Annotated in this window: 23 protein-coding genes and 1 pseudogene; 9 read left to right on the top strand and 15 right to left on the bottom strand. The window is 65.2% G+C overall.

Annotation, left to right across the window (positions count from 1 at the left end; all coding sequences use genetic code 11):
• Positions 1-56: 56 nt before the first annotated feature.
• From RT424_RS03005 to xseA, 3 genes and pseudogenes are all read right to left on the bottom strand, one after another.
• Positions 57-931: pseudogene (locus tag RT424_RS03005) on the bottom strand (M23 family metallopeptidase).
• Positions 928-1,131: a DUF2093 domain-containing protein gene (locus RT424_RS03000; RefSeq protein WP_313434439.1), complete on the bottom strand. Its 204-nt coding sequence runs from the start codon at positions 1,129-1,131 to the stop codon at positions 928-930. Before RT424_RS03000 ends, RT424_RS03005 begins: the two are co-directional and overlap by 4 nt.
• Before the next feature lie 27 nt (positions 1,132-1,158).
• Entirely contained in the window at positions 1,159-2,664 is a 1,506-nt protein-coding gene (xseA, locus tag RT424_RS02995; RefSeq protein ID WP_313434438.1) for an exodeoxyribonuclease VII large subunit, read from the bottom strand.
• A gap of 5 nt (positions 2,665-2,669) precedes the next feature.
• Between xseA and purD the strand changes: the two genes are divergently transcribed.
• Positions 2,670-3,956 carry a phosphoribosylamine--glycine ligase gene (purD, locus tag RT424_RS02990; RefSeq protein ID WP_313434436.1) on the top strand — a complete coding sequence of 429 codons (1,287 nt, stop codon included), beginning with the start codon at positions 2,670-2,672 and terminating at the stop codon, positions 3,954-3,956.
• Positions 3,946-4,512, top strand: a complete 567-nt coding sequence (locus tag RT424_RS02985; protein ID WP_313434435.1) for a hypothetical protein — start codon at positions 3,946-3,948, stop codon at positions 4,510-4,512. The genes purD and RT424_RS02985 overlap by 11 nt, the downstream gene beginning before the upstream one ends.
• Positions 4,513-4,614: 102 nt before the next feature.
• Here the strand turns inward: RT424_RS02985 and RT424_RS02980 are convergent, their stop codons facing one another.
• Both RT424_RS02980 and RT424_RS02975 read right to left on the bottom strand, forming a co-directional pair.
• On the bottom strand, positions 4,615-5,202 hold the full coding sequence (locus RT424_RS02980) for a hypothetical protein (protein WP_313434433.1): 588 nt from the start codon (positions 5,200-5,202) through the stop codon (positions 4,615-4,617).
• A 128-nt stretch (positions 5,203-5,330) separates the two neighbouring features.
• Positions 5,331-6,335, bottom strand: a complete 1,005-nt coding sequence (locus RT424_RS02975; protein ID WP_313434431.1) for an adenosine kinase — start codon at positions 6,333-6,335, stop codon at positions 5,331-5,333.
• A 118-nt stretch (positions 6,336-6,453) separates the two neighbouring features.
• Between RT424_RS02975 and RT424_RS02970 the strand changes: the two genes are divergently transcribed.
• Entirely contained in the window at positions 6,454-6,924 is a 471-nt protein-coding gene (locus tag RT424_RS02970; RefSeq protein WP_313434430.1) for a hypothetical protein, read from the top strand.
• A gap of 5 nt (positions 6,925-6,929) precedes the next feature.
• On the opposite strand, the gene RT424_RS02965 is transcribed toward RT424_RS02970, so the two are convergent.
• The 9 genes from RT424_RS02965 to RT424_RS02925 all read right to left on the bottom strand — a co-directional run bounded on the left by RT424_RS02965 (position 6,930) and on the right by RT424_RS02925 (position 13,632).
• A complete protein-coding gene (locus RT424_RS02965; RefSeq protein ID WP_313434428.1) occupies positions 6,930-7,298 on the bottom strand; it encodes an iron-sulfur cluster assembly accessory protein in 369 nt (122 codons plus the stop codon).
• Positions 7,295-7,792, bottom strand: a complete 498-nt coding sequence (locus tag RT424_RS02960) for a GNAT family N-acetyltransferase (protein WP_313434427.1) — start codon at positions 7,790-7,792, stop codon at positions 7,295-7,297. The genes RT424_RS02965 and RT424_RS02960 overlap by 4 nt, the downstream gene beginning before the upstream one ends.
• Positions 7,792-8,259: an SUF system Fe-S cluster assembly protein gene (locus tag RT424_RS02955; RefSeq protein ID WP_313434426.1), complete on the bottom strand. Its 468-nt coding sequence runs from the start codon at positions 8,257-8,259 to the stop codon at positions 7,792-7,794. Before RT424_RS02955 ends, RT424_RS02960 begins: the two co-directional genes overlap by 1 nt.
• Complete coding sequence (locus RT424_RS02950; protein ID WP_313434425.1) at positions 8,256-9,470, bottom strand: cysteine desulfurase; 1,215 nt, start codon at positions 9,468-9,470, stop codon at positions 8,256-8,258. Before RT424_RS02950 ends, RT424_RS02955 begins: the two co-directional genes overlap by 4 nt.
• Entirely contained in the window at positions 9,467-10,204 is a 738-nt protein-coding gene (locus RT424_RS02945) for a SufD family Fe-S cluster assembly protein (RefSeq protein WP_313434423.1), read from the bottom strand. Before RT424_RS02945 ends, RT424_RS02950 begins: the two co-directional genes overlap by 4 nt.
• Positions 10,201-10,956: a Fe-S cluster assembly ATPase SufC gene (sufC, locus tag RT424_RS02940; protein WP_313434590.1), complete on the bottom strand. Its 756-nt coding sequence runs from the start codon at positions 10,954-10,956 to the stop codon at positions 10,201-10,203. Before sufC ends, RT424_RS02945 begins: the two co-directional genes overlap by 4 nt.
• Positions 10,957-10,958: 2 nt before the next feature.
• Positions 10,959-11,453, bottom strand: a complete 495-nt coding sequence (locus RT424_RS02935) for a DUF559 domain-containing protein (protein ID WP_313434421.1) — start codon at positions 11,451-11,453, stop codon at positions 10,959-10,961.
• Between the two features lie 187 nt (positions 11,454-11,640).
• Positions 11,641-13,194, bottom strand: coding sequence for a Fe-S cluster assembly protein SufB (gene sufB / locus RT424_RS02930; protein WP_313434420.1), 1,554 nt, complete (start codon positions 13,192-13,194; stop codon positions 11,641-11,643).
• A complete protein-coding gene (locus tag RT424_RS02925) occupies positions 13,195-13,632 on the bottom strand; it encodes an SUF system Fe-S cluster assembly regulator (protein ID WP_086490762.1) in 438 nt (145 codons plus the stop codon).
• Between the two features lie 416 nt (positions 13,633-14,048).
• On the opposite strand from RT424_RS02925, the gene RT424_RS02920 reads away from it, so the two are divergent.
• Together RT424_RS02920 and RT424_RS02915 are read left to right on the top strand one after the other, a co-directional pair.
• Positions 14,049-15,092, top strand: a complete 1,044-nt coding sequence (locus tag RT424_RS02920) for a quinone-dependent dihydroorotate dehydrogenase (protein ID WP_313434416.1) — start codon at positions 14,049-14,051, stop codon at positions 15,090-15,092.
• A gap of 122 nt (positions 15,093-15,214) precedes the next feature.
• Entirely contained in the window at positions 15,215-17,020 is a 1,806-nt protein-coding gene (locus RT424_RS02915) for an AMP-dependent synthetase/ligase (RefSeq protein WP_313434414.1), read from the top strand.
• Between the two features lie 216 nt (positions 17,021-17,236).
• Here RT424_RS02915 and RT424_RS02910 read toward each other — a convergent pair whose 3' ends face one another.
• Positions 17,237-18,346 (bottom strand): ionic transporter y4hA, encoded by a 1,110-nt coding sequence (locus RT424_RS02910; RefSeq protein WP_313434412.1) that lies wholly within the window; start codon positions 18,344-18,346, stop codon positions 17,237-17,239.
• A 206-nt stretch (positions 18,347-18,552) separates the two neighbouring features.
• On the opposite strand from RT424_RS02910, the gene RT424_RS02905 reads away from it, so the two are divergent.
• From RT424_RS02905 to RT424_RS02890, 4 genes are all read left to right on the top strand, one after another.
• Positions 18,553-18,993: an Rrf2 family transcriptional regulator gene (locus RT424_RS02905; protein ID WP_313434589.1), complete on the top strand. Its 441-nt coding sequence runs from the start codon at positions 18,553-18,555 to the stop codon at positions 18,991-18,993.
• 265 nt (positions 18,994-19,258) lie between these two features.
• Entirely contained in the window at positions 19,259-19,513 is a 255-nt protein-coding gene (locus RT424_RS02900; protein WP_313434410.1) for a YezD family protein, read from the top strand.
• Between the two features lie 103 nt (positions 19,514-19,616).
• Positions 19,617-22,184 (top strand): TonB-dependent receptor, encoded by a 2,568-nt coding sequence (locus RT424_RS02895; RefSeq protein WP_313434408.1) that lies wholly within the window; start codon positions 19,617-19,619, stop codon positions 22,182-22,184.
• A 34-nt stretch (positions 22,185-22,218) separates the two neighbouring features.
• Positions 22,219-23,001, top strand: coding sequence for a sulfite exporter TauE/SafE family protein (locus tag RT424_RS02890; protein WP_313434406.1), 783 nt, complete (start codon positions 22,219-22,221; stop codon positions 22,999-23,001).
• Positions 23,002-23,192 lie beyond the last annotated feature (191 nt).

Raw genomic sequence — 23,192 nt, 5'->3', positions numbered from 1 at the left:
GCGGGATAAGCATTCCGGCGCAAGCCGCAAGCCGCTTTTGCCTTAATTGTGCGAAATCAGTTCATCGCCCCGGTGAAGAGGATCGGGTCGAGCCGCGCTTCGTTCCACTTGATCGACCAGTGCAGGTGCGGCCCGGTGGCGCGGCCGGACATGCCGATCTTGCCAATCACCTGGCCCTGCCGGACGTGATCGCCCTGTTTCACCAGAATCTGCGAGCAATGCAGGAAGGCGCTGTTCAGCCCCATCCCGTGGTCCAGCATCAGCAGGTTGCCTTCGAGCGTGAAGGGCTTTTCGGCGGCGAGGATCACCACGCCGTCGGCCGGGCCACGAACGGCGTGCCGCTGGTGCCGGTGGCGATATCGAGACCCGAATGATAGGCGCCCGGATCGCCGCGATAGACCCGCTGGGAGCCGAAGCGGCCGGAAATGCGGCCTTTGGCGGGCCACATGAAATGCTGGCGCCAGCCCTGCGCATCGGTCTCCATGGCGCGGGCGGCGTTAATGCGGTCGAGCTCGGGGCGGCGGATCGCCATGAAGGCCTCGGTCGGTCCGCCGGGCTTGCGGGCGATGTTGACGTGCTCGATCTGCCAGGCGCGGGGAGAAACCGAGACAGGCTGCGAGATCCTTCGCCCGTTCAGCGTGGCCGTGAGCGTGGCGATCGTGCCTGCATCGCGGTCGAACGCGGCGAACCATGAACCGTCGGCGGCGATCTGCACCGGCTGGCCGTTCAGCGCCAGCGCGCCCGTGCCCGAAGGAACCCTGCCGCGCATCCAGCCGCCCTGAGTCAGCTCGCCGCTATAGGTAAGGCTTCCAGCTGCCGCAGGCGCGACGGGTGCGGTCGATTGCGCGGCCAGCCCGTTCCAGGCCAGCGCCGAGAGGGCGACGGCGGCGCTCAGGACCAGCGATGCCGCGTAAGCCTTGCGGACAATCATGCCTTTCCGGTGAGGCGCCTGGTCGCGATTTCAGCGGAAGCGTAAGGCTCCTGGAACTCGGCGCTCCAGTAGCGCAGTTCTTCCAGCGGGATCTTCTCGCCGGTGACGGCGCAGAGCACGAATTGTCCGCCGCTCAACACCCGGAATCCGTTGGGTCCGTAGGCGAGCTTGGCGGGGCGGTCGGCAGAAGACATAAGCATGGGGGGAATCCTAGCAGAGCGCGGCGGTCAAAACAAATCGCCCTGCCTCGTCTCGTCCGTCTTCGGTCGCGGCGCGCGCTTCGGCGTGGCGGTTTCGGACGCCACGTCGGGTGCCCGCGTGACCGGGGCAGGGGCTTCGGATCCCACCGCCACCGTCAGTTCGCCGTCGCGGAACTCCAGCGTCAGCAGGGCCTCTCGCGAGGCCGCCGCGCGGCTGGTGAGCGCGCGTCCGTCGGGCCCCTTGGCCAGGACATAGCCGCGTTCCAACGGGCGTTTCGGATCGAGCTGTGGCAGGACGCGCGATACCGGGGCAAGGCCGTCGCGCGCCATGGCCCATCGGCGGGTCAGCAGGCGCGGGATCAGGCCGGTGCGCGCCAGCCGCTCCTCGCTGCGTTCCATGCGGTGGCGCAGCAGTGGCAGCGAAAGGCGCGAGGCGGTGCGGCCAAGCTGTTCGCGCTTGGCGGCAGCCTCGTCGCGCAGGCCCCGGCGCAGGCGTTCGGAAAGTTCGTCGAGCTTCTGGGCCTTGGCTGCGAGGATCGCCTCGGGCCGGGGCAGGCGCTGGACGCGGGCTTCAAGGCTCTCGCGCCCGAGCGTGACCGGACGCAGGGCGCAGCGACGCTTGCGATAGGCCAGTTCGTCCAGCGTGGCGGCCAGTTCCAGGCGCACCGGCACGGCCATCTCGGCGGCGGCGGTGGGCGTGGGCGCACGGCGGTCGGCGGCATAGTCGCAGAGCGTGGTGTCGGTCTCGTGGCCCACGGCCGAGATCACGGGGATCGACGATTCGGCCACGGCACGAACCACCGCTTCCTCGTTGAACGACCACAAGTCCTCGATCGAGCCGCCGCCGCGCGCCACGATCACCAGATCGGGGCGCGGCACCGGGCCGCCTGGGCGAATCGCCGAGAAACCGCGCACCGCATTCGCGACCTGCTGCGCCGAACCTTCGCCCTGCACCAGCACCGGCCAGACCAGCACATGGCTGGGGAAGCGATCGGCCAGACGGTGGAGAATATCGCGGATCACCGCGCCGGTGGGGGATGTCACCACGCCGATCACTTGCGGCAGGAACGGCAGTTCGCGCTTGCGTTCGGGGGCGAAGAGCCCCTCCGCCGCCAGCCGCGCGCGCAGCTTTTCCAGCAGCGCCAGCAGCGCGCCTTCGCCCGCGATCTCCATGCTCTCGATCACGACCTGATACTTCGAGCGACCGGGATAGGTGGTCAGCTTGCCGGTGGCGATCACCTCGATGCCGTCTTCGGGGCGGAAGGCGAGGCGCTGCGCTCCGCCGCGCCACATGACGCCGTCGATCACCGCCTTGTCGTCCTTGAGCGCGCAATAGAGATGGCCCGATGCCGCCCGCTTCACGCCGGAAAGCTCGCCGCGCAGGCGCACGAAGCCGAAACGATCCTCTACCGTGCGCTTCAGGAGGTTCGAAATCTCGCTGATCGAAAGCGGCGCAGCGTTGTCCCCGGCCGCTTGCTTCGCTACCAGCCCACCCGAACGACCGTCATCGAATTCGTCGTCATCGAAAGGCACAGGCAATGAACATCCTTCTTCTGGGCTCGGGCGGCCGCGAACATGCGCTGGCCTGGAAGCTGGCGCAATCCCCGCTCTGCGACGCGCTCTGGGCTGCCCCCGGTAATCCGGGGATTGCCGAGGTGGCAAGCTGCATCGAGCTGGATGTCACCGATCACGGTGCGGTCATCGCCTTCTGCGAGGCGAATGTGGTCGGCCTGGTGGTGATCGGCCCGGAAGCGCCGCTGGTGGATGGTCTTTCCGATTCGCTGCGGGCAGAGGGCTTCTCGGTGTTCGGTCCCAGCCAGGCGGCGGCCCAGCTCGAAGGGTCCAAGGGCTTCACCAAGGACCTTTGCGAACGCGCAGGAATTCCCACCGCCGGCTACGAGCGCGTCTCCAGCGAGGGCGATGCCATGGCGGCGCTGGCGAAGTTCGGCGCCCCGGTCGTCATCAAGGCGGACGGGCTGGCGGCCGGCAAGGGCGTGACGGTGGCCACGACCATGGCCGAAGCCGAGGACGCCGTGCGCGAGATTTTCTCGGGCCGCTTCGGAGAAGCCGGTGCCGAAGCGGTGATCGAGGAATTCATGGAAGGCGAGGAAGCCAGCTTCTTTGCCCTGACCGACGGTTCCACCATCGTCCCCTTCGCCTCGGCGCAGGACCACAAGCGGGTGGGCGACGGCGATACCGGCCCGAATACCGGCGGCATGGGCGCCTATAGCCCGGCTCCGGTGCTGACGCCCGCGCTGGAAGCCGAAGTGCTGGAACGAATCATCGCGCCCACCGTGCGCCAGCTGGAAAACGAGGGCACGCCTTATTCCGGCGTCCTGTTCCTGGGCGTGATGCTGACCCGCGAAGGGCCCAAGCTGATCGAATACAACTGCCGCTTCGGCGATCCCGAGTGCCAGGTGATGATGCTGCGCCTCGAATCGGATCTGGTCGAGCTGCTCCATGCCTGCGCCGACGACCGACTTGCGGCGATTCAACCGCCGAAGTTCAGCCGCGATACTGCGCTGACCGTGGTGATGGCGGCCAACGGCTATCCCGGCACGCCCGAGAAGGGCGGCGCGATTCTCGGAATCGCGGCGGCCGAGGCTGAGGGCGCCAAGGTCTTCCACGCGGGCACCGCGATGAAGGACGCGGAGCTGGTCGCCAGCGGCGGCCGCGTGCTCAACGTGACGGCGCGCGGGGCTTCGGTTACCGAGGCGCAGGCGAAGGCCTATGCCGCCGTGGACGCGCTCGATTTCCCCACCGGGTTCTGCCGCCGCGACATCGGCTGGCGCGAAGTGGCGCGCGAGAAAGCCCATGGCGAGTAAGGTCGACACCGCACTGAAAGCTTCGCTGGCGGCGGCGGCCCTGCTCGCCGGAGCCGGGGTGGGCTATTACTACGGCGTGTTCCTGCCGGGGCAAGCCTCCCGCCAGGAAGCGCGGATGCTGGCCGAGCAGGAGGCCCGGCAGAAGCAGGAAGACTTCCAGGCCAAGGCGCAGGCCCGCGAGCAGGAGGAACAGTCCCGCCGCCAGCAGGCCGCCCAGCAGGAATATCAGGACTGCCTGAACTTCGCGGAGCTGTCCTACAAGCAGCGCTGGACGGCAAGCTGCCGCGCCCAGCACGATGCCGACGTGGCGGCGCTGGCCGACTGCGCCGACAATCTCTTCGCTACCGAGGAAGGTTGCCAGGCCAAGGTACCCGTCCGGCCGGAGCGCGATTGCGCCCTGCCGGGCCGGACGGCGCAGAGCTATTCCGACGCGCGGGAGCAGCGCAAGGCGGAGTGCCTGGCGCGCTTCCAGTCGGCCCAGCCGGGCGTGCAGCCGCAAAATCTGTCGCAGCCGATGCCCGGCCAGGCATCGCCGCCGCCGCGGGATAGTTACTGAGCCTGTTTGCTCTGCGAGGAGGCGGTTAGCCCCCTTTTCTCGTCATTGCGAGCGTAGGGGGGGAGCAGATCACGGCGCGCACCGTCAGGGCTTCGCGCAAATTCACGCCGGTTCGTTTTCCATCAGCAGGCGTACCACCAGGGCCAGGCGCTTGGCGTCCGCCCGGGCCAGATGCGCCTGGGGCAGGCGGACGCGCGCTTCTTCCAGTGCGGCGTCCACTTCCGGGCGTGTGCAGCTCTGCGCGGCCATCCATTCGCCGAGGAAGCGGATCGCGAAGGGCAGTCCTGCGCCTATCCCCTGGCACAGGGTTTCCAGCCAGTACTGGTCGAGATCGGCATCCGAGTAAGGCTCGCGCAAGCCGACGAAGGCGGTGAGTTCGGACAGGACCTGCTCGGGCGGCAGGCCTTCCGATTCGAGGGTCGCGATGGATATGCCGTGGAGGGCTTCGGCCTCTTCCGACCAGTCCCAGGTCTTCCAGACCGGCAGCGGCCGGATCAGCCAGGCGCGGCTCTGCCCGTCGATCCGTGCGGCGGCCACTTCGATGGGAAAGGAAAGCCCGTATTCGGGCAGGCAGCTCGCTTCGAAATCGATGAGGATCGGTTCGTTCTGGGCCATGCCGGACAGACTGTCCTGCATGGCCGCCGCCGTCAACGTCGTCCCGGACCTGATCCGGGACCGCTGGCGATTCATGATGCGCTTCACCCGCGAGCAAGGCGCGGCTCGGCCAGCGGTCCCGGATCAAGTCCGGGACGACGGGCATGCAAAAAGGGCCCCGTCCTTGCGAACGGAGCCCTTCATGACTTGAGGCCTGAGCCGGATCAGCCGACGCGTTCGGAGATCAGTGCCTTGAGGTCGGCCTCGGGGCGGGCACCGTAGTGCGAGATGATCTCGCAGGCGCAAATCGCGCCGTACTGGAGGCTCTCTTCGAGGCTCTTGCCGCGCACATGGCCGAACAGAAAGCCGGCGGCGAAGAGATCGCCCGCGCCGGTGGTATCGACGACGCGATCGATCGGCTCGGCGCCGACTTCGGCGCGCTGTCCGCCCGAGATCGCGACCGCGCCCTGGGCGCCGCGCGTGACCACGAGGACCGGAATCTGCGGCGCGAGCTGGGCAACGCCCTTTTCGAAATCGTCATGGCCGACGAGGGCGGCCATTTCGTGCTCGTTGCAGAACAGCACGTCGATCTTGCCGGTCTCGATCAGGTCGAGGAAGTCGGCGCGGTGACGGTCGATCACGAAGCATTCCGAAGGGGTGAAGGCGATCTTGCGGCCTGCGGCGCGGGCGGCTTCGATGGCCTTGCGCATCGCGGCGCGCGGTTCCTCGGGATCCCACAGGTAGCCTTCGAGGTAGAGCACGGCGGCGTTGGCGATGGCGCTTTCGTCCAGTGCTTCGGCGGGGAGGTGCTGCGATGCGCCGAGGAAGGTGTTCATCGTGCGCTGGCCGTCCGGCGTCACGAAGATCAGGCAGCGTGCGGTGGGCACGCCGGCGCGGGCGGGCACGTCGAAGGCGATGCCGCCGGCGCGGATGTCATGGGTGAAGACTTCGCCCAGCTGGTCTTCGGCAACCTGGCCGATGAAGGCGCACTTCGCGCCCAGCGCGGCCAGGCCGGCGAGGGTATTGGCGGCCGAACCGCCCGAAATCTCGCGGGCCGGGCCCATGGCGGCGTAGAGGCTTTCGGCCTGTTCCGCGTCGATCAGCATCATGCCGCCGCGCGAAAGGCCGAGTTCTTCGATCAGCGCGTCGTTGCAGTTGGCGATCACGTCGATGATGGCATTGCCGATGGCAATCACGTCAAAGGCGGGCGGCACGGTGGGTTCAGCCATGCGAAAGAGAGTCCTTGGATTGTCTGGAAGTTGTGTCGCGCGTAGCGCGCGGGCCGCCGCTTCGCAAGCGCGGCGAGAGTTGACACCATGCGAAGGCCGGGCGATGCGAGGCGCGATCATGATTCACGACCGTCCTGCGGCAGCCGCCATTCCGATGATTCAGCCCTCCCGCCTGCGCGCTGCTTTTGCCGCTGCGGGCCTTGCCCTGCTGCTGGCGGGGTGTGCCAGCACATCCGGCGGCGGGGTGGCCGGCAAGCCGACTCCACTCCGGCGGGGTACGCAGGTTCCCAATGTCCGCCAGCCCACGCATACCGCACGCGATCCCAGTTTTCAGGCGATTCCGGGCGCGGAAGGCGTGATCGGATCGAACGAGAGCCAGCTGGTGCGGATGTTCGGCGAGCCGCGTCTCAACGTCTGGGAAGGCGATGCGCGCAAGCTGCAATTCATCGGCAAGGCTTGCCTGCTGGATATCTACCTCTATCCCTCCGCCTCCTCGAAGGAGCCGCGCGCATCCTTCATCGATGCACGACGGGTGTCGGACGGGCAGGATGTCGATCGCGCGGCCTGCATCGCGGCGCTGCGCAAGTAGGTATTTTAAACCGTAAAGCTCTCGCCGCAGCCGCACGAACCCTTGGCATTGGGGTTGGCGAAGACGAATCCGGCGGTGAAGTCGTCTTCCACCCAGTCCATCGTGCTGCCGATCAGGTAGAGCACCGAGGCGCCGTCGATGTAGAACAGGCCGCCGGGGGTCTCGATCTTCTCGTCGAAGGGCTTTTCCTCGGCTATGTAATCTACCGAATAGGCCAGCCCCGAGCAGCCCCGGCGCGGGGTGGAGAGGCGCACGCCGATAGTGCCTTCGGGCGCTTCGCCCATCAGCTTGGCGATGCGCGCTTCGGCATTGGCGGTGAGGATGACCGCCGCAGGACGCTGGCGTGCGGGCTTCGTTTCAGTAGCGGTGGTCATAGCTTCTTTTCCCAGAACAGCGCGGTGCCCGCCTGCGGGTCCAGCGCGTAGTCGCCGTAGCCGAGCGCGGCGTAGAGGCCCTTGGCCGTGTCATTGCCGCTCAGCACTTCGAGAGTGATCTTGCAGGCGCCGCGCGTGCGGGCCTCGGCTTCCACCGCCAGCATCAGCGCCCGGCCCACGCCCTTGCCGCGCGCTTCGGGCAGCACGGCCATGTCGTGGATGTTCACCAGCGGGCGGGCCGCAAAGGTCGAGAATCCGGTGATGCAATTCGCAAGCCCTAGAGCCTCGTCACCAGCGAAGGCCAGCAGCGAAAACGCGCTAGAATGCGCGGCAAGGCCGGGCACCAGCCGTTCGCGCACGTCTTCGGACAGCGGTTTGCCCCCACCCATCGGATCGCGCGCATAGCTGTCGAGCAGGGCGACCACGCGCGCGGCATCGGCCGCGTCGGCGTAGTCCGCCAAGCGCACGGTGACGGTAGGAGCAAGCGTCGCCATCAGAGCATTCCCAGTTCGAGCTTCGCCTCGTCGGACATCTTGGCCATGTCCCACGGCGGATCCCAGACGAGATTGACTTCGGCGTCGCGCACGCCAGGCACGGCGGCCACGCGCATTTCGACTTCGCCGGGCATCGATTCCGCCACCGGGCAATGCGGCGTGGTCAGCGTCATCGTCACCGCGACCGAAGCCTCGGGCGAGACGTCGACGCCGTAGATCAGGCCGAGGTCGTAGATGTTCACCGGGATCTCGGGGTCGAAGATTTCCTTCAGCGCGTCGATCACGCCGTCGTAGATCGATCCGCCGGGCTGGCCGGGGCCGATGTCCTGCGGCTTTTCGGCAAGGAACCCGTCCAGATAGTCGCGCTTGCGTTCTACCGGCACAGGCACGTCTTCCACCCGTGCGCGGGGCGCGGGCGTTACCGAATCGACTTCCTCAACGGTGAATGTAGGCTTCTCTTCACTCATCCAAAAATTCTCCGGGTGCGCTCGATACCCTTCATGAGCGCCTCGATATCGCTGTCGTCGCTGTAGAGGCCGAAGCTGGCTCGGGCCGTGGCGGGTACGCCAAGGTGATCCATCAGCGGTTGCGCGCAGTGGTGGCCGGCGCGGATCGCAACGTCCTCTTCGTCCAATATGGTGCCGAGGTCGTGCGGATGCACCCCATCCATTGCGAAAGAAACGATGCCGACCGAATCGGCCGGGCCGAACAGGGTGACGTCGTTACGCTTGCCCAGTTCCTCGCGGAGCTTGCCGGCGAGGTGGCGCTCGTGCGCTTCGGCGCGGTCGAGGCCGTAGGCCTGGAGCCAGTCGATCGCGGCGGCGAGGCCTACGGCTTCGACGATCATCGGCGTACCGGCCTCGAAGCGCTGCGGGGCAGGGGCGAAAGTGGTCCGTTCGAACGTGACGCGGTCGATCATCGCGCCGCCGCCCTGCCAGGGGGGCATCGAATCCAGAATCTCCTTGCGCGCCCAGAGCGCCCCAATTCCGGTCGGGCCGTAGAGCTTATGCGCGGAGAACACGTAGAAGTCCGCCTGCATCGCCGTCATGTCGAGCGCGATGCGGGGTGCGGCCTGGCAACCGTCGATCAGCAGCTTTGCGCCGACCGCATGGGCAAGGCGCGCGGCATGTTCCACGTGAAGCACCGAGCCGAGCACATTGGAGACATGCGCGAAGGCCACCAGCTTGTGGGCAGGCGTCAGGATGCGTTCGGCCGCTTCGAGGTCGATGCGGCCATCCGCCGTCAGCGGGCAGACATCGATCTCGACGCCGGTACGCTCGCGCAAGAGCTGCCACGGCACGATGTTGGAGTGGTGCTCCAGCGTCGAAAGCAGGATGCGATCGCCGGCCTTGAGGTTCTGCACGCCCCAGGTCTGCGCCACGAGGTTGATCGCCTCGGTAGCGCCGCGCGTGAAGACGATCTCGTCCTCCTGCCCGCCGAGAAACGCGGCGACCTTGCGGCGCGCGGCTTCGAAGGCCAGCGTCATGTCCGCGGAACGGGCATAGACGCCGCGATGCACGGTCGCATAGTCGCGGCCCAGGGCATCTACGGTGGCGTCGATGACGGCCTGCGGCTTTTGCGCGGTGGCGGCAGTGTCCAGGTAGTGCCAGTTGCCCGACAGGCCGGGGAACTGAGCCTTCACCGCCAGGACGTCACCCGTTTCCACGGTTCGGCTCACAGGATCTGCTCCAGCCGGGCGATGGCGGCCTCGCTCAGTTCGGCCTCGCCCGGCGCGCCGGTGAAGGCTTCGGCGATGAAGGCCTGGAGCATCAGGCGCTTCGCCTCGGGCGGAGTGAGGCCGCGGCTCATCAGGTAGAACAGGCCGTTGGCGTCCAGTTCGCCGACCGCACAGCCGTGGGCCGCCTTGACGTCGTCGGCGTAGATTTCCAACTCCGGGCGCGCGTTGGCGGTGGCCGTGCGGTCCAGCAGCATGGCACGGACCGACTGTTCGGCATCGGTCCCATCGGCGCCGCGCTCCACCGCGATGCGGCCGAGGTAGGTGCCGACGGAATGGCCCGCCAGCGCGGTACGCACGATCTGGTGGGACGTGGCGCCCAGCCCCGCGTGGGTGACTTCGGTGACCACTTCCAGCGTCTCGCTGCCGGTGGCAAGCTGCGCTGCGCCCAGGGTGAAGTCCGCGCCTTCGGCCAGCCGCACGTCGATGGCGATACGCCCATAGACCGGCCCCGCCGAGAGTACGCGAAGATCGAACTTCGCGCCCTTGCCCAGCGAGATCACCAGATGGCGCGCCACGGCTTCGGCGCCGTCCTCGACGATCTGAAGCGATTCGTCGCCGCCTTCGGCCACCACGATCTCTTCACGCGCGATCGGCCAGACGCCGGCCAGCGCGCCGATGTCCGAATAGCGGAAGTCTTCGTGCTTCCGCGTGGGGAGAGCAGCGACTTCGCTCATGCGGCCGTCTCTTGTACGACGGCCTCGTAGCCTTCTTCCTCAAGCCGCAGCGCGAGGTCCGCGCCGCCGGTCTTGACGATGCGGCCCCCGGCCAGAACGTGGACGAAGTCCGGCTTCACGTAGTCGAGCAGGCGCTGGTAGTGGGTGATCAGCAGCACGGCCTTGTCGGGCGCGCGCATGATCGCGTTGATGCCCTCGCCGCAGATACGCAGCGCGTCGATGTCGAGGCCGGAGTCGGTTTCGTCCAGAATCGCCAGCTTGGGATCGAGGATGCCCATCTGCACCATTTCGGCGCGCTTCTTCTCACCGCCGGAGAAACCGACGTTCACCGGGCGCTTCAGCATGTCCATGTCCATGCGCAGCAGGCCCGCCTTTTCGCGCGCCAGCTTCAGGAATTCGCCGCCCGACAGCACGTCCTCGCCCCGGCCCTTGCGCTGGGCATTGGCTGCCTCGCGCAGGAACTGGACGAAGGACACGCCGGGAATCTCGACCGGGTACTGGAAGCCCAGGAACAATCCGGCGGCGGCGCGCTCATGGGGTTCGAGTTCGAGCAAGTCCTGGCCCAGGAAATCGACCGAGCCGCCGGTCACTTCGTAGCCCGGACGGCCGCCGAGCGTGTAGCCCAGCGTCGACTTGCCCGCGCCGTTCGGCCCCATGATCGCGTGAATCTCGCCGGGATTGATCGTCAGCGAGAGGCCCTTGAGAATCGGCTTGTCGGCAACATTGGCCTGGAGGTTATCGATCTTGAGCATGGTCATCCTTCGGCTCCCTCATCAAAACGAGGGGCGGCAGTGGTCCCGGCCTTGCGGCGCGCGGAGCGCTTGTCGAACGGCACGTTGAGTTCGGTGGTGATCTCGCGCACGACGCCATCGATGCGGCCCAGCACTTCATCCTCGGAGAAGCGCAGCACGCGAATGCCCACTTCGATGAGCTTGCGGTCCTGCAGCTCGTTGACGTCCGGGTTGGAATCTTCCTGGCTGAGCTGGACCACGATCCAACGTGAAGGGCAGGCGAAATCCACGATGGTCGAACCCACCACGCTTTGGCGGGTGAACTTCACGCCGCCCAGCTTCGAGCCGGACAGTTCCGCCCAGAGCGCCGTTTGCGCCTCGCTGGGGTTGCGGCGCATTTCCTTGGCCCGCTCCTTGAGCGTTTCGAGGCGCGCGCCGGTAACGTTGAAGCTGGCCTTGGCGTCGGCCTTCGGCGCGGCGTCCTTGCTGATGCCGAGGGTCTTGCGGGCGGCGGTCATGAATTGGTCCTTCGTGTCTTTTGTTCTTCGTCACCCTGAACGTGTTTCAGGGTCCATTTTTCCCATCGCGCCGTCCCTTGCCGGAGCAAACCGACCGGGCGGCTGGTCAAGCGCGCCTGCGGTTTGGGCTGCCCGATGGACCCTGAAACAAGTTCAGGGTGACGGGGATAGGGGGAAATCGCGAGCACTACCCCACGCTGCCTTCCAGCGAGATGCCCAGCAGCTTCTGCGCTTCGACGGCGAACTCCATCGGCAGCTGCTGGAGCACTTCCTTGGCGAAACCGTTGACGATCAGCGCCACCGCCTGCTCGGTGTCGAGCCCGCGCTGCATGGCATAGAACAGCTGGTCGTCGCTGATCTTGCTGGTGGTCGCCTCGTGCTCGATCTGGGCGCTGGGGTTGCGCACTTCGATATAGGGCACGGTGTGGGCGCCGCATTCCTTGCCCAGCAGCAGCGAATCGCACTGGGTGAAGTTGCGCACGCCCTCGGCATTGGCGGCGACGCGGACAAGGCCGCGATAGGTGTTGTTGCTCTTGCCGGCCGAGATGCCCTTGGAAATGATCGTCGAGCGGCTGCCCTTGCCGTTATGGATCATCTTGGTGCCAGTATCGGCCTGCTGGTAATTGTTGGTGACCGCCACCGAATAGAACTCGCCCACCGAATCCTCGCCGTTGAGGACGCAGGAGGGGTACTTCCAGGTTATGGCGGAGCCGGTTTCCACCTGGGTCCACGAGATCTTGGAGCGGGCGCCCTGGCAGAGGCCGCGCTTGGTCACGAAATTGTAGATGCCGCCCTTGCCCTCGGCATTGCCGGGGTACCAGTTCTGGACGGTGGAATACTTGATCTCGGCATCTTCCAGCGCGACCAGTTCCACCACGGCGGCGTGAAGCTGGTTTTCATCGCGCATCGGCGCGGTGCAGCCTTCGAGGTACGAGACGTAGCTGCCCTTCTCGGCGATGATCAGGGTGCGTTCGAACTGGCCGGTGTTCTCCGCGTTGATGCGGAAATAGGTGCTCAGCTCCATCGGGCAGCGCACGCCCTCGGGGATGTAGACGAAGGTGCCGTCCGAGAAGACCGCGCAGTTCAGCGCCGCGAAGTAGTTGTCCTGCACCGGCACGACCTTGCCGAGCCACTTCTTCACCAGCTCGGGATATTCGCGGATCGCCTCGGAGATCGAGCGGAAGATCACGCCCGCCTGCTCCAGCTCCTTGCGGAAGGTGGTGGCGACGGAAACCGAATCGAACACCGCGTCTACGGCCACCTTGCGCGCGCCTTCCACGCCGGCGAGCACTTTCTGCTCCTCCAGCGGAATGCCCAGCTTCTCATAGACCTTGAGGATTTCGGGATCGACTTCGTCCAGGCTGGACAGCGAAGGCTTTTTCTTGGGCGCGGCCCAATAGTAAGCGTCCTGGTAGTCGATCGGCGGCACGTTCAGCTTGGCCCAGTCGGGCGGAGTCATCTCAAGCCAGCGGGCATAGGCCTTCAGGCGCCATTCGAGCATCCACTCGGGCTCGTCCTTCTTGGCCGAGATGAAGCGGACGGTATCCTCGGACAGGCCCTTGGGGCCGTATTCCTGCTCGATATCGGCAACCCAGCCGTGCTCGTAGTCGGCCACGCGGGCCGCAGCTTCACGCGCGGCCTGATCGCGCACTTCGATGTCACGCCCCTCTGCCTGGCGCAGGTCGTCCCCATGGACTTCGCGCACCTCGATGGTGCCCTCGGGGGAGGTTTCCTCAGTCATTCATACTTCCTCGACGAGCTGGGTCAGGACCACTTGCGCCAATGCGCCGCGCAGGGCCGCGTTTACCTGCGGCCAGTGCGGGCGCACGCTGCATCCGCCTTCCAGCGTACATTCGTGCTTGCCCTGTTCGAGGCAGGCCGTGAGCGCGATCGGCCCTTCGACTGCCTCGACGATATCCGCAATCGAAATCGTTTCGGGGGCGCGGGCCAGTTTCAGCCCGCCGCCGACGCCGCGGGTCGATTGCAGCAATCCCGCAGCGGTCAGCTTGCTCACCAGCTTCTGCACCGTGGGTGCCGGAAGCCCGGTTTCTTCCGCCAGCTGCGCCGCCGAAATCCGGCTCATCCGCGAATCCTCGGGATGATGCGCGCAGGTTCCCGAATGCCGAGTCGCGGCGGACATGATGACGACGGCGTAATCGGCCATGCTGGACAGGCGCATATCTGCGGCTTTCGGTCTCTTGCGGTAAAGTGGATCAAATCTTTCCGATTTGTGCCACCTAGTGCAGGACCCCTCCGGTTTCAATGGAGTTTCGCACAGCATTTATGCGACAAAACCGATCGGGCTGTTGCAAATTCTTCGTTTCTGGAGAGAATCCGTGCCGATATGGCCCATCCGGATAAAAAAGGGCGGTCCCCGATCAGGATCGGGAACCGCCTTTAAGGTAATAAAGAACTCGTGCGCATCCCGCTACGAGCCCTTCGGGTCGCGATTCCCCTGTATGCCGCGCTCATTGCGATTTATTGTATAATTGCGACATGGGTGGTGCTGTGGTGACGCTTTGGCAGCGGTTTTGCGAAGGCCGCGCATGATAAGAAGCATTTGAGCAACAGGCGGGAGGCGGTTATGCGCGAGCCGTGCTTTATTCTCTGATCAGACCCGCCCTGTTCCGTCTCGATGCCGAATCGGCGCACGGACTTGCCCTCAAAGCGCTGAAAATCGCCGGGAAAACCCGCGCGCCGGCGTTTTCCGCATCGCTTTCCACGCAAGTGGCGGGGATCGCTTTCCCCAACCCCGTGGGCATGGCGGCCGGATTCGACAAGGACGGGGAAGTGCCCGACGCCTTGCTGGGCCAGGGATTCGGGTTTGCCGAAGTGGGCTCGATCACGCCGCTGCCGCAGTCCGGCAATCCGAAACCGCGCCTGTTCCGGCTGGTGGAAGACCGCGCGGTGATCAACCGCATGGGCTTCAACAACCGCGGCGCGCAGATCGCGCTGCAAGGTCTGACGGCGCGCAAGGATCGCCCGGGCGTGGTCGGCATCAATATCGGCGCCAACAAGGACGCGGTCGATCGCATCGCCGACTATGCGACGATGGCCCGCCTCATGGCGCCGCTCGCCACTTATCTCGCGGTGAACATCTCCAGCCCGAACACGCCGGGCCTGCGTGCGCTCCAGGACGAATCGGCGCTGACCGGCCTGCTCGATGCAGTGCTCGAAGCCCGCGCCGAAGTCTGCGGCGAAGCAGGCCCGCCGATCTTCCTCAAGGTTGCGCCGGATCTGGAGCCCGCCGATATCGACGCGATCGCCCGCATCGCGATAGAGAAGCGCCTCGGCGCGCTGATCGTGTCCAACACCACGATTTCCCGTCCGGCGCTGCGATCCGTCCATCGCGGCGAGACCGGGGGGCTATCGGGCGCGCCCTTGCGCGATCTGGCCCAACAGCGCCTGCGGGACTTTCGTAGCGCAACGGGCGGTGCGGTTCCGCTGGTCGGCGTCGGCGGCATCGCCACCGCCGAGGATGCCTGGGCGCGGATTCGCGCTGGCGCCAGCCTGGTGCAGGTCTACAGCGCGATGGTCTATGAAGGGCCGGGCATTGCCAAAGCCATCTGCAAGGGCCTGGAAACGCTGATGAAGCGAGACGGCTTCGCATCCATCGCGGATGCAGTGGGGACCGAATAGCGTCAAAACTCTCGGCTATGAGGGCAACTACGGATGCGGCTCGGCTTGTCGCAACCGTAGTACGCGCCTAGACGTTGATCGGAACGGACAAATCCGCATGGCTGAAGAGGATGAGGGTCGGCATGGATCTTGGTGACTTCGACAAGTGCACCAACCTGGTGTCGCTGTTCCTCAAACGGGCAGACCGGCTGGGCGAATCGCCCATGCTCTGGTCCAAGCAGGACGGAACGTGGCATTCCACGAGTTGGGCACAGGCCGCGCGTCAGGTCTGCCTGATCGCTGCCTCGCTGCGGCGCATGGGGTTGCAGGCGGGCGACCGGGTCATGATCGTGGCCGAGAACCGGCCCGAGTGGTGCCTGGCGGACCTGGCGATCATGGCGGCGGGCTGCGTCACCGTGCCGGCCTACACCACCAATACGACGCGCGATCACATCCATATCCTGGAGAACTCGGGCGCGCGTGCGGCGATCGTCTCCACGGCGAAGCTCGGCAAGGCGCTGCTCCCTGCCGTCGTCCAGACCGACTTGTGTCGCCATGTGATCGGCATGGAGGCCCTGCCGCCGATGCAGGGCGGCGCCTATGAGGTTCACGACTGGGCGACCCTGCTCGAAGGCGATGCCGCCCAGGCGCGCTCCGAGGTGGACGGACGGGTCTCGGATTTCCGCCGCAGGGATCTGGCCTGCATCATCTATACCAGCGGCACCGGCGGCGCGCCGCGCGGTGTGCGGCAGCATCACGGCATGATCCTGACCAACGTCGCCGGCTGCGCGCAGATCATCTTCGACGATTTCGACTGCGACGAGGGCGAGATATTCCTCTCGTTCCTGCCGCTCAGCCATGCCTACGAACATACCGGCGGCCAGTACCTGCCGATCGCGATGGGCGGGCAGATCTACTATTCGGAAGGTCTGGACAAGCTCGCGTCCAATATCGAGGAAGTGCGCCCCACCATCATGGTGGTCGTTCCGCGCCTGTTCGAGGTGCTGCGCACGCGCATCATGAAGCAGATCGAGAAGCAGGGCGCGGTTCCTGCCCGCCTGATGGAGATGGCGCTCGGCATCGCCGGACGCGAGCAGGCCGGGCGTCGTCGCCTGCTGGACTATCCGCTCGACATGGTGATCGAACGGACGCTGCGCCCCAAGGTCCGCGCCAAGTTCGGCGGACGGATCAAGGCGCTGGTGTCCGGCGGCGCGCCCCTCAATCCCGAGATCGGCGCCTTCTTCGATGCCATGGGGCTCACCCTTCTCCAGGGCTACGGCCAGACCGAGGCCGGGCCGGTCATCAGCTGCAACCGTCCGGCTGCCGGCATCAAGCACGATACCGTGGGTCCGCCGCTGCGCAACGTCGAAGTGCGGATCGCCGAGGACGGCGAGATCCTCGTGCGCGGCGAACTGGTGATGCAAGGCTACTGGCAGAACGCCGCTGCCACCGATGCCGTGTTGAAGGACGGCTGGCTGCACACTGGAGACGTCGGCCACATCGACGCGCGCGGGCGTATCATGATCACCGATCGCAAGAAGGACATGATCGTCAACGACAAGGGCGACAACGTCTCGCCCCAGAAGATCGAGTCCATGCTGACGCTTCAGCCCGAGATCGCGCAGGCCATGGTCGTGGGAGACCGTCGTCCCTTTATCGTCGGCCTGATCGTGCCCGATGCCGACTGGGCGCTGGAGTGGGCCAAGACCAATGGCGAAAAGTTCGATTTCAGGGCCTTGCAGGGCCTGCCCGCTTTCCGTGCAGAGGTTCGCGCGGCGATCGACCGGGTCAATGCCGATCTTTCGGTGATCGAGAAGGTGCGACAGTTCACCTTCGCGGACGAACCCTTCGGCATCGAGAACGAGGAAATGACGCCCAGCCTCAAGATACGTCGCCACAAGCTGAAAGAGCGCTATGGCGAGCGGATGGACGCGCTCTATCGGAACTGAGGGGCAGGGCAGGTTCGCCCTGTCCGTCCTGTCCGGTTTTTCCCGAAACGTTTCCTCTCTGCACGACGTCATCCTGAACTCGTTTCAGGATCCATTTCTGGCCATCAGCGGTGGCGTAATCGGCAAGATGGGTCCTGAACCAAGTTCAGGATGACGTCTGCTTCTTGCGCTAGCCGAACGTTTTTGCGCCCACCGTGGCGAAAGAGCGGCCCGTGGTTACGGCACCAGGGTCGTGAACAGATAGGCGGAGAAGATCACCAGGTGGACCATGCCTTGCACCAGCGTGGTCCGCCCCGTGCTCAACGTCATCGTTGCCACCAGCAGCGTTAGCCCGAGCAGCGCGATCGACTTGAACGAGAGGCCGAGTTCGAGCTCCAGTCCCATGGCCATCGAGGCGATGGCAACGGCCGGGATCGTCAGGCCGATCGTTGCCAAAGCCGATCCGATCGCGAGGTTGAGGCTGGTCTGCACCCGGTTGGCGCGAGCGGCGCCCAGAGCGGCGAGGCTTTCGGGCGCCAGCACCAGTGCGGCGATGATGATGCCCACCGTGGCCGGCGGCGCGCCGAGGGCGGCAACACCCGCCTCGATCGAGGGCGAAAGCGCCTTGGCCAGCAAGACCACGGCCACCAGCGCGACGACCAGCATGGCTCCTGCAGCGACGGCCTTTGCAGGCGGAACCGTCTCGTGCGCGCCGCCGATTTCTTCGGGATAGAGGAAGTGGTCGCGATGGCGAATGGTCTGCGCCACCACGAAAGTCGCGTAGAGTGCCAGCGAATCGATGGCGACGAAGATGAGCTGGTTTTCGTTGTAGAACGGCCCCGCCTCGCTGGTGGTGTAGTTGGGCAGGACGAGAGTGAGGACGGAAAGCGTCGCCAGAATCGCAAGGCCGTGGTTGACGCCGGACTGTGTGTAGCTTTGTTCATGGTGTCGCCCGCCGCCCAGCAGCAGGCAGACGCCGACTATGCCGTTGATGGTGATCATCACCGCCGCGAACACCGTGTCGCGCGCCAGGGCTTGAGCACCAGCTCCTTCGCTCTGCATGATCGAGATGATCAGCGAGGTTTCGATTACCGTCACCGCGAAAGCCAGGATCAGGGTTCCGAACGGTTCGCCCACGCGGTGCGCGATCACTTCGGCATGGTAGACCGCCGCCATGATCGCGCCGCCGAGCACGACTGCGATCAGGACCGCCATCGGGATCGAGCCGGGCTTGCCGAGGGCAATGGCCGCGAGCGCCAGGAAAGGCACGACGATCGACCACGGCGCGAGAGCGAAGCAGGGGAAAGTAACGGGGCGGGGCCTGACGGCGGAAGGCTGGTCGCTCATGCGGGCACTATACGGATAAACGCGGGAAGGGCCAGTTTTCGCCGGGTATTTCGCGGTTGAAGACACAAGTCGTCATAATCCGCAGAGTGCTCGCAGACCTGCCGGCGCTTCCTCGCCACCGATTGTCGACCGATCCGGCTGAGAAACTGTGAAATGCCCCTTCAGCAGCCTTGCCATTTCCGCATGTGCTGGCGCATGACGGAAACGTGCTTTCGCAGAAGACCCGCTACGCCATTCGCGCCATGCAGCACCTTGCCGATAACTACGGCCAGGGCCCGATCCAGCTTGCCCAGATCGCGGAAGCCCAGAACATTCCCGCCAAGTTCCTCACCACGATCCTCTCGGAGCTGAGCCGCTTCGGTATCGTGGATTCCCAACGCGGGAAGGACGGCGGCTATCGGCTGGCGGTTTCGCCGATCGACATCACATATGGCGATCTGATCCGGTTGATGCGTGGATCGCTGGCTCTGGTGCCCTGCGCCAGCCGCTTCGCGCACGAGAAGTGCAAGAACTGCCTTGAGGAAGGCGAGTGCCGCACGCGCGCACTCATGCTGGAAGTGCGTGACCGCACGGCGGAGCTGCTAGACGGGGTACGCCTGTCGGATCGCATCGATCCCGTGCCCGCGCAGATCGACAGCCAGAACTGATCCGCCTACTCGTGGCCAGCCGGTGGTCGATCATTTATAAAACATTGAACAGACTGGCAATTCCGGATCGATTTCGCGCCTGAAAACGCTGGCTCATCCTAAATCGACCAGAGTATCGAATGGTGAAGTCAGGCATCGCTTGGGCGTAAAAAGATTTTGCTTTGACGTGAAAAACAGAAACTTTCGGCTAGGACTATTGTCAACTTTTTAGGTTGAGAATAACAGGGGGCGGCGGCGCAAAGTCGCGCTCGGAGAAAGATTCGCCATGTCTCAACCGTCAACGGACCACCAGCGATCGGGAACGCGATCGGCACTCCATCTCTCCAGGGATACAGCCAAAGATTTTGGCAAGGATTTCGGCAAGGATGCGGCCAAGGACGGGAGCGAAACCAAGCCCGCTCCGCTACAGGTCGTGGCCGATGCGCTTGATCACATGCGCTATGGCGTCATCCAGTTGACCGTCCATGACGGCAAGCTGGTTCAGCTCGACATTACCGAACGGCGACGCTTCGCTTCGTAAGCGGCCCATACCGGAACCTGACGACAGGCAAGCAGACCGGACCACCGGATGTGCGCCCCTTCACAATCTTCGAACAGCATAACATTCGAACAAGGGGGATTTCATGAGAAAGATCATTCGCGGGCCGCTACCGGCCCCGCTTCCGCTCGCGTGCCTGACGTTCACGATTACGACCCTGGCACTGGCGTCTGCTCCGGCACTTGCCGATGAGCGGGCACCCGCGGACGCTCCGGTCATCGCAGCCGCGACCGCGGACGCCGCCGAGCAGGACTCGCCGACCTCGGTCGGCACCGGCGCGCATGATCGCGGCAATGAAATCTTCGTGACCGCGCGCCGTCGCCAGGAATCGAGCCAGGAAGTGCCGCTGGCGATCTCGGTGGTGGGCGGCGAGCACATCGATTCCACCGGTTCGTTCAACGTCGGCAGGCTCCAGCAGCTCACCCCCGCGTTGCAGTTCTATTCCTCAAACCCACGCAACACGGCCGTCAACATTCGCGGCCTGGGCGTGCCGTTCGGCCTTACCAACGACGGCATCGAGCAGGGCGTCGGCATCTACGTCGACGACGTCTACAATTCGCGCGTCGCCTCTGCCACCTTCGACTTCCTCGATGTCGCCCAGATCGAAGTGCTGCGCGGCCCGCAGGGCACGCTCTACGGCAAGAACACCACCGCCGGCGCGATCAACATCACCACCAACCAGCCCACCTTCGACTTCGAAGGCAAGGCCGAAGTCTCGATCGGCAACTACAACTTCAAGCAGGCCAAGGCCGCCATTTCCGGCCCGCTGACCGACAAGCTGGCCGCGCGCCTGGCAATCTCGACCACCGACCGGCGCGGCACGATCCGCAATGTCACCACCAACCAGTGGATTCAGAGCCAGGACAATCTCGGCCTGCGTGGCCAGTTGCTGTGGCAGCCGACCGAGGATCTGGCGATCACGCTGGCGGGTGACTACAGCGCGCAGGACGCCGTTTGCTGTGGCTCGGTCTATGTCCGCACCGGCCTGACCCAGCGCGCGCTCAACCGTCAGTTCGCCGCCCTCGCGGCCGCGCAGGGCTATGCGCCGCCCAGCACCAATCCTTTCGACCGCCGTACCGATCTCGATACGCCCCTACAGGCCAAGAACAAGATCGGCGGTGCCTCGCTGCGCGTGAAGTGGAACCTGGGCGAGGGCGAAGTGACCTCGATCACCGCCTGGCGTTTCTGGGACTGGGATCCGTCGAACGACCGCGACTTCACCGGCCTGCCGATCGTCTCGCTCTCGCAGAACCCCTCGCAGCAGGACCAGTATACGCAGGAGCTGCGCTATAACTACAGCAGCGACAAGATCGACTTCGTGGTCGGTGCCTTCGGGTTCTACCAGCGGATCGATACCCAGGGCACGGAATCGCAAGGCTCCGCCGCCAGCCGTTGGAACATCAATCCGGGCAGCGACACCGTGGTGCCGCCGGGATCTTCGGGCTGCGGGCCTACCGCCGCACAGCAGCTGGCCTGTAACCCGGCAACGCTGAACGGCCTCACCGCCTACAACACCCAGTACCTGAAGAACACCAGCGCGGCCTTGTTCGGCCAGCTGAGCTGGCACATCACCCCCGAACTAACCATCCAGCCCGGCGTGCGCCTCAACTACGACAAGAAGGAAGGCTATTACCAACGCCGCGTGTTCGATGGGGCCGGTAATCCCGTGCTGACCACCGGTCCGACGAACCCGGTGAAAACGGCGCAACTGGCAATATTCACGCCGCAGGAAATCGCGCCGGAGTTCAGCGACTGGAATTTCAGCTACGATTTCAACGCCAGCTACAAGATCACGCCCGACGTGCTGGTCTATGCAACCTACGCCAAGACGTTCAAGTCGGGCGGGATCAACCAGAACGGTGTACCGACCGACACCCAGAACAACCCGATCCTGGCTGCCGCCACGGTGAAGCCGGAAGACGTCGACCACTACGAACTGGGCGTGAAGTCGCAGTTCTGGGATCGCCGCGCCACGCTCAACCTCTCGATCTTCCGCACCGACATCAAGAACTACCAGGCCAATGTGAACAACGGCCAGTTCGGCGTGCTGCGTGGCTATCTGGCCAATGCCGGCGCCGTCCGCTCGCAGGGTGTCGAAGTGGACTTCTCGGTTCGGCCGAGCGAACGCTTCAATCTCTATGCCAACGGTGCCTATACCGACGCGACCTATCGCCGCTTCGTCGATGCGCCATGCCCGCCCGAACTTTCGGGTGGCACCACCGTGGGCGCCGGCCAGACGCCGGGCGCGGCCGGCGTGCCGAACTCCCTCAGCCCCGCCAACTGCAATATCTCGGGGCAGCGCCTGCCGGGCGTGTCCGAATGGTCGTTCTCCTTCGGCGCCGAAGTCAACAACCCCGTCACCCTGCTCGGCAAGGAGGGCGAAGTCTACTTCGGCTATGACGGCAGCTATCGCTCGAACTTCTCCTCCAACCCGTCGCCTTCGGCCTATACCTGGATCGACGGCTACAGCCTGTCGAACTTCCGTCTCGGCTTCCGGGCGGAAAGCGGATTTGACATCTACGGCTGGGTCCGCAACGCTTTCGACCAGAACTACTTCGACCAGCTCTTCGTCGGTCCGGGCAACACCGGGCTGATCGCGGGGCTTCCCGGCGACCCGCGCACCTGGGGCATGACCATCCGGTACAGCTTCTGATCCCCGCAACTTCTGGAACAGGGAGGACAACCTCATGTTCGATCTCGGCATAAGCCTTGGCGACCTCGTGCCCTTCATCATCGTCGGATTTGCCGCGCAAGTCATCGACGGTGCCTTGGGCATGGCGTTCGGCGTGATTTCCCAAACGATGCTCGTCAGCGTCCTGGGAGTAGCGCCGGCGGCCGCATCGGCCACCACGCATCTCGTGGAAATCTTCACGACCGGCGCATCGGGGGCGAGCCATATCGCCCATCGCAACGTCGATTGGGGCCTGTTCAAACGGCTCGTTCCCTTCGGCGTCGCGGGCGGTGTGTTGGGTGCCTATCTTCTCTCGAACATCGATGCCTCCGTCGCCCGGCCGTATATCATGCTTTATCTGACCGGGATCGGCTTCTACTTGCTGGTCAAGGCGATCCGCATGTCGAAGCCCCGGTTCGAGGATCCGCGCACGACCCGGCCGCTGGCCGTAGTAGGCGGTTTCCTCGACGCGGCGGGCGGCGGCGGCTGGGGTCCGGTCGTCACATCGAACCTGTTGATCCAGGGAGGCGATCCGGCCAAGGTCATCGGCACCGTGAACACGGCCGAGTTTCTTCTGGCGCTGACGATCTCGATCTCGTTCATCGCCACGCTCGGGTTCAGCGCCTTCGGCGTCGCAACCTTGGGGATGATCATCGGCGGCGTGGTGGCGGCACCTTTCGGGGCGTATCTCGCCAAGCGTGTGCCGGCACGTGTCTTGCTCTTCGCCGTGGCATTCGTTCTCATCGCGACAAGCCTCTTCAGCATCGCGAAGGCTTGGCATTTCTTCCCAGGGCTTTGACCTCGCGACTCGCTATGGCGGCCATGTTTTTCGGGGCAGAACGGGAGACCGAAACCTGCCCCGAATGATAGGGGCCCGGAAGGATCGGATTCCACGTCATCGAGAAAGCCGCGCAAATCCGCGACTTTTGAAAAATATGTCGTTTTTTTGAAATTAGCGTGTTGACCGAATCATGGGTGGGTCTTAGAGGG

Origin of the sequence: Novosphingobium sp. (assembly GCF_032093395.1) — a bacterium.
Taxonomy (GTDB): domain Bacteria; phylum Pseudomonadota; class Alphaproteobacteria; order Sphingomonadales; family Sphingomonadaceae; genus Novosphingobium.
This window is presented reverse-complemented; position numbering and strand designations above follow the sequence as displayed.

Coding starts and splice junctions, on each gene's coding strand:
- RT424_RS03000 (WP_313434439.1), bottom strand. CDS start 1,131: ATGCTTATGTCTTCTGCCGACCGCCCCGCCAAGCTCGCCTACGGACCC.
- purD (WP_313434436.1), top strand. CDS start 2,670: ATGAACATCCTTCTTCTGGGCTCGGGCGGCCGCGAACATGCGCTGGCC.
- RT424_RS02985 (WP_313434435.1), top strand. CDS start 3,946: ATGGCGAGTAAGGTCGACACCGCACTGAAAGCTTCGCTGGCGGCGGCG.
- RT424_RS02980 (WP_313434433.1), bottom strand. CDS start 5,202: ATGAATCGCCAGCGGTCCCGGATCAGGTCCGGGACGACGTTGACGGCG.
- RT424_RS02975 (WP_313434431.1), bottom strand. CDS start 6,335: ATGGCTGAACCCACCGTGCCGCCCGCCTTTGACGTGATTGCCATCGGC.
- RT424_RS02970 (WP_313434430.1), top strand. CDS start 6,454: ATGATTCACGACCGTCCTGCGGCAGCCGCCATTCCGATGATTCAGCCC.
- RT424_RS02965 (WP_313434428.1), bottom strand. CDS start 7,298: ATGACCACCGCTACTGAAACGAAGCCCGCACGCCAGCGTCCTGCGGCG.
- RT424_RS02960 (WP_313434427.1), bottom strand. CDS start 7,792: ATGGCGACGCTTGCTCCTACCGTCACCGTGCGCTTGGCGGACTACGCC.
- RT424_RS02955 (WP_313434426.1), bottom strand. CDS start 8,259: ATGAGTGAAGAGAAGCCTACATTCACCGTTGAGGAAGTCGATTCGGTA.
- RT424_RS02945 (WP_313434423.1), bottom strand. CDS start 10,204: ATGAGCGAAGTCGCTGCTCTCCCCACGCGGAAGCACGAAGACTTCCGC.
- sufC (WP_313434590.1), bottom strand. CDS start 10,956: ATGCTCAAGATCGATAACCTCCAGGCCAATGTTGCCGACAAGCCGATT.
- RT424_RS02935 (WP_313434421.1), bottom strand. CDS start 11,453: ATGACCGCCGCCCGCAAGACCCTCGGCATCAGCAAGGACGCCGCGCCG.
- sufB (WP_313434420.1), bottom strand. CDS start 13,194: ATGACTGAGGAAACCTCCCCCGAGGGCACCATCGAGGTGCGCGAAGTC.
- RT424_RS02925 (WP_086490762.1), bottom strand. CDS start 13,632: ATGCGCCTGTCCAGCATGGCCGATTACGCCGTCGTCATCATGTCCGCC.
- RT424_RS02915 (WP_313434414.1), top strand. CDS start 15,215: ATGGATCTTGGTGACTTCGACAAGTGCACCAACCTGGTGTCGCTGTTC.
- RT424_RS02910 (WP_313434412.1), bottom strand. CDS start 18,346: ATGAGCGACCAGCCTTCCGCCGTCAGGCCCCGCCCCGTTACTTTCCCC.
- RT424_RS02900 (WP_313434410.1), top strand. CDS start 19,259: ATGTCTCAACCGTCAACGGACCACCAGCGATCGGGAACGCGATCGGCA.
- RT424_RS02895 (WP_313434408.1), top strand. CDS start 19,617: ATGAGAAAGATCATTCGCGGGCCGCTACCGGCCCCGCTTCCGCTCGCG.
- RT424_RS02890 (WP_313434406.1), top strand. CDS start 22,219: ATGTTCGATCTCGGCATAAGCCTTGGCGACCTCGTGCCCTTCATCATC.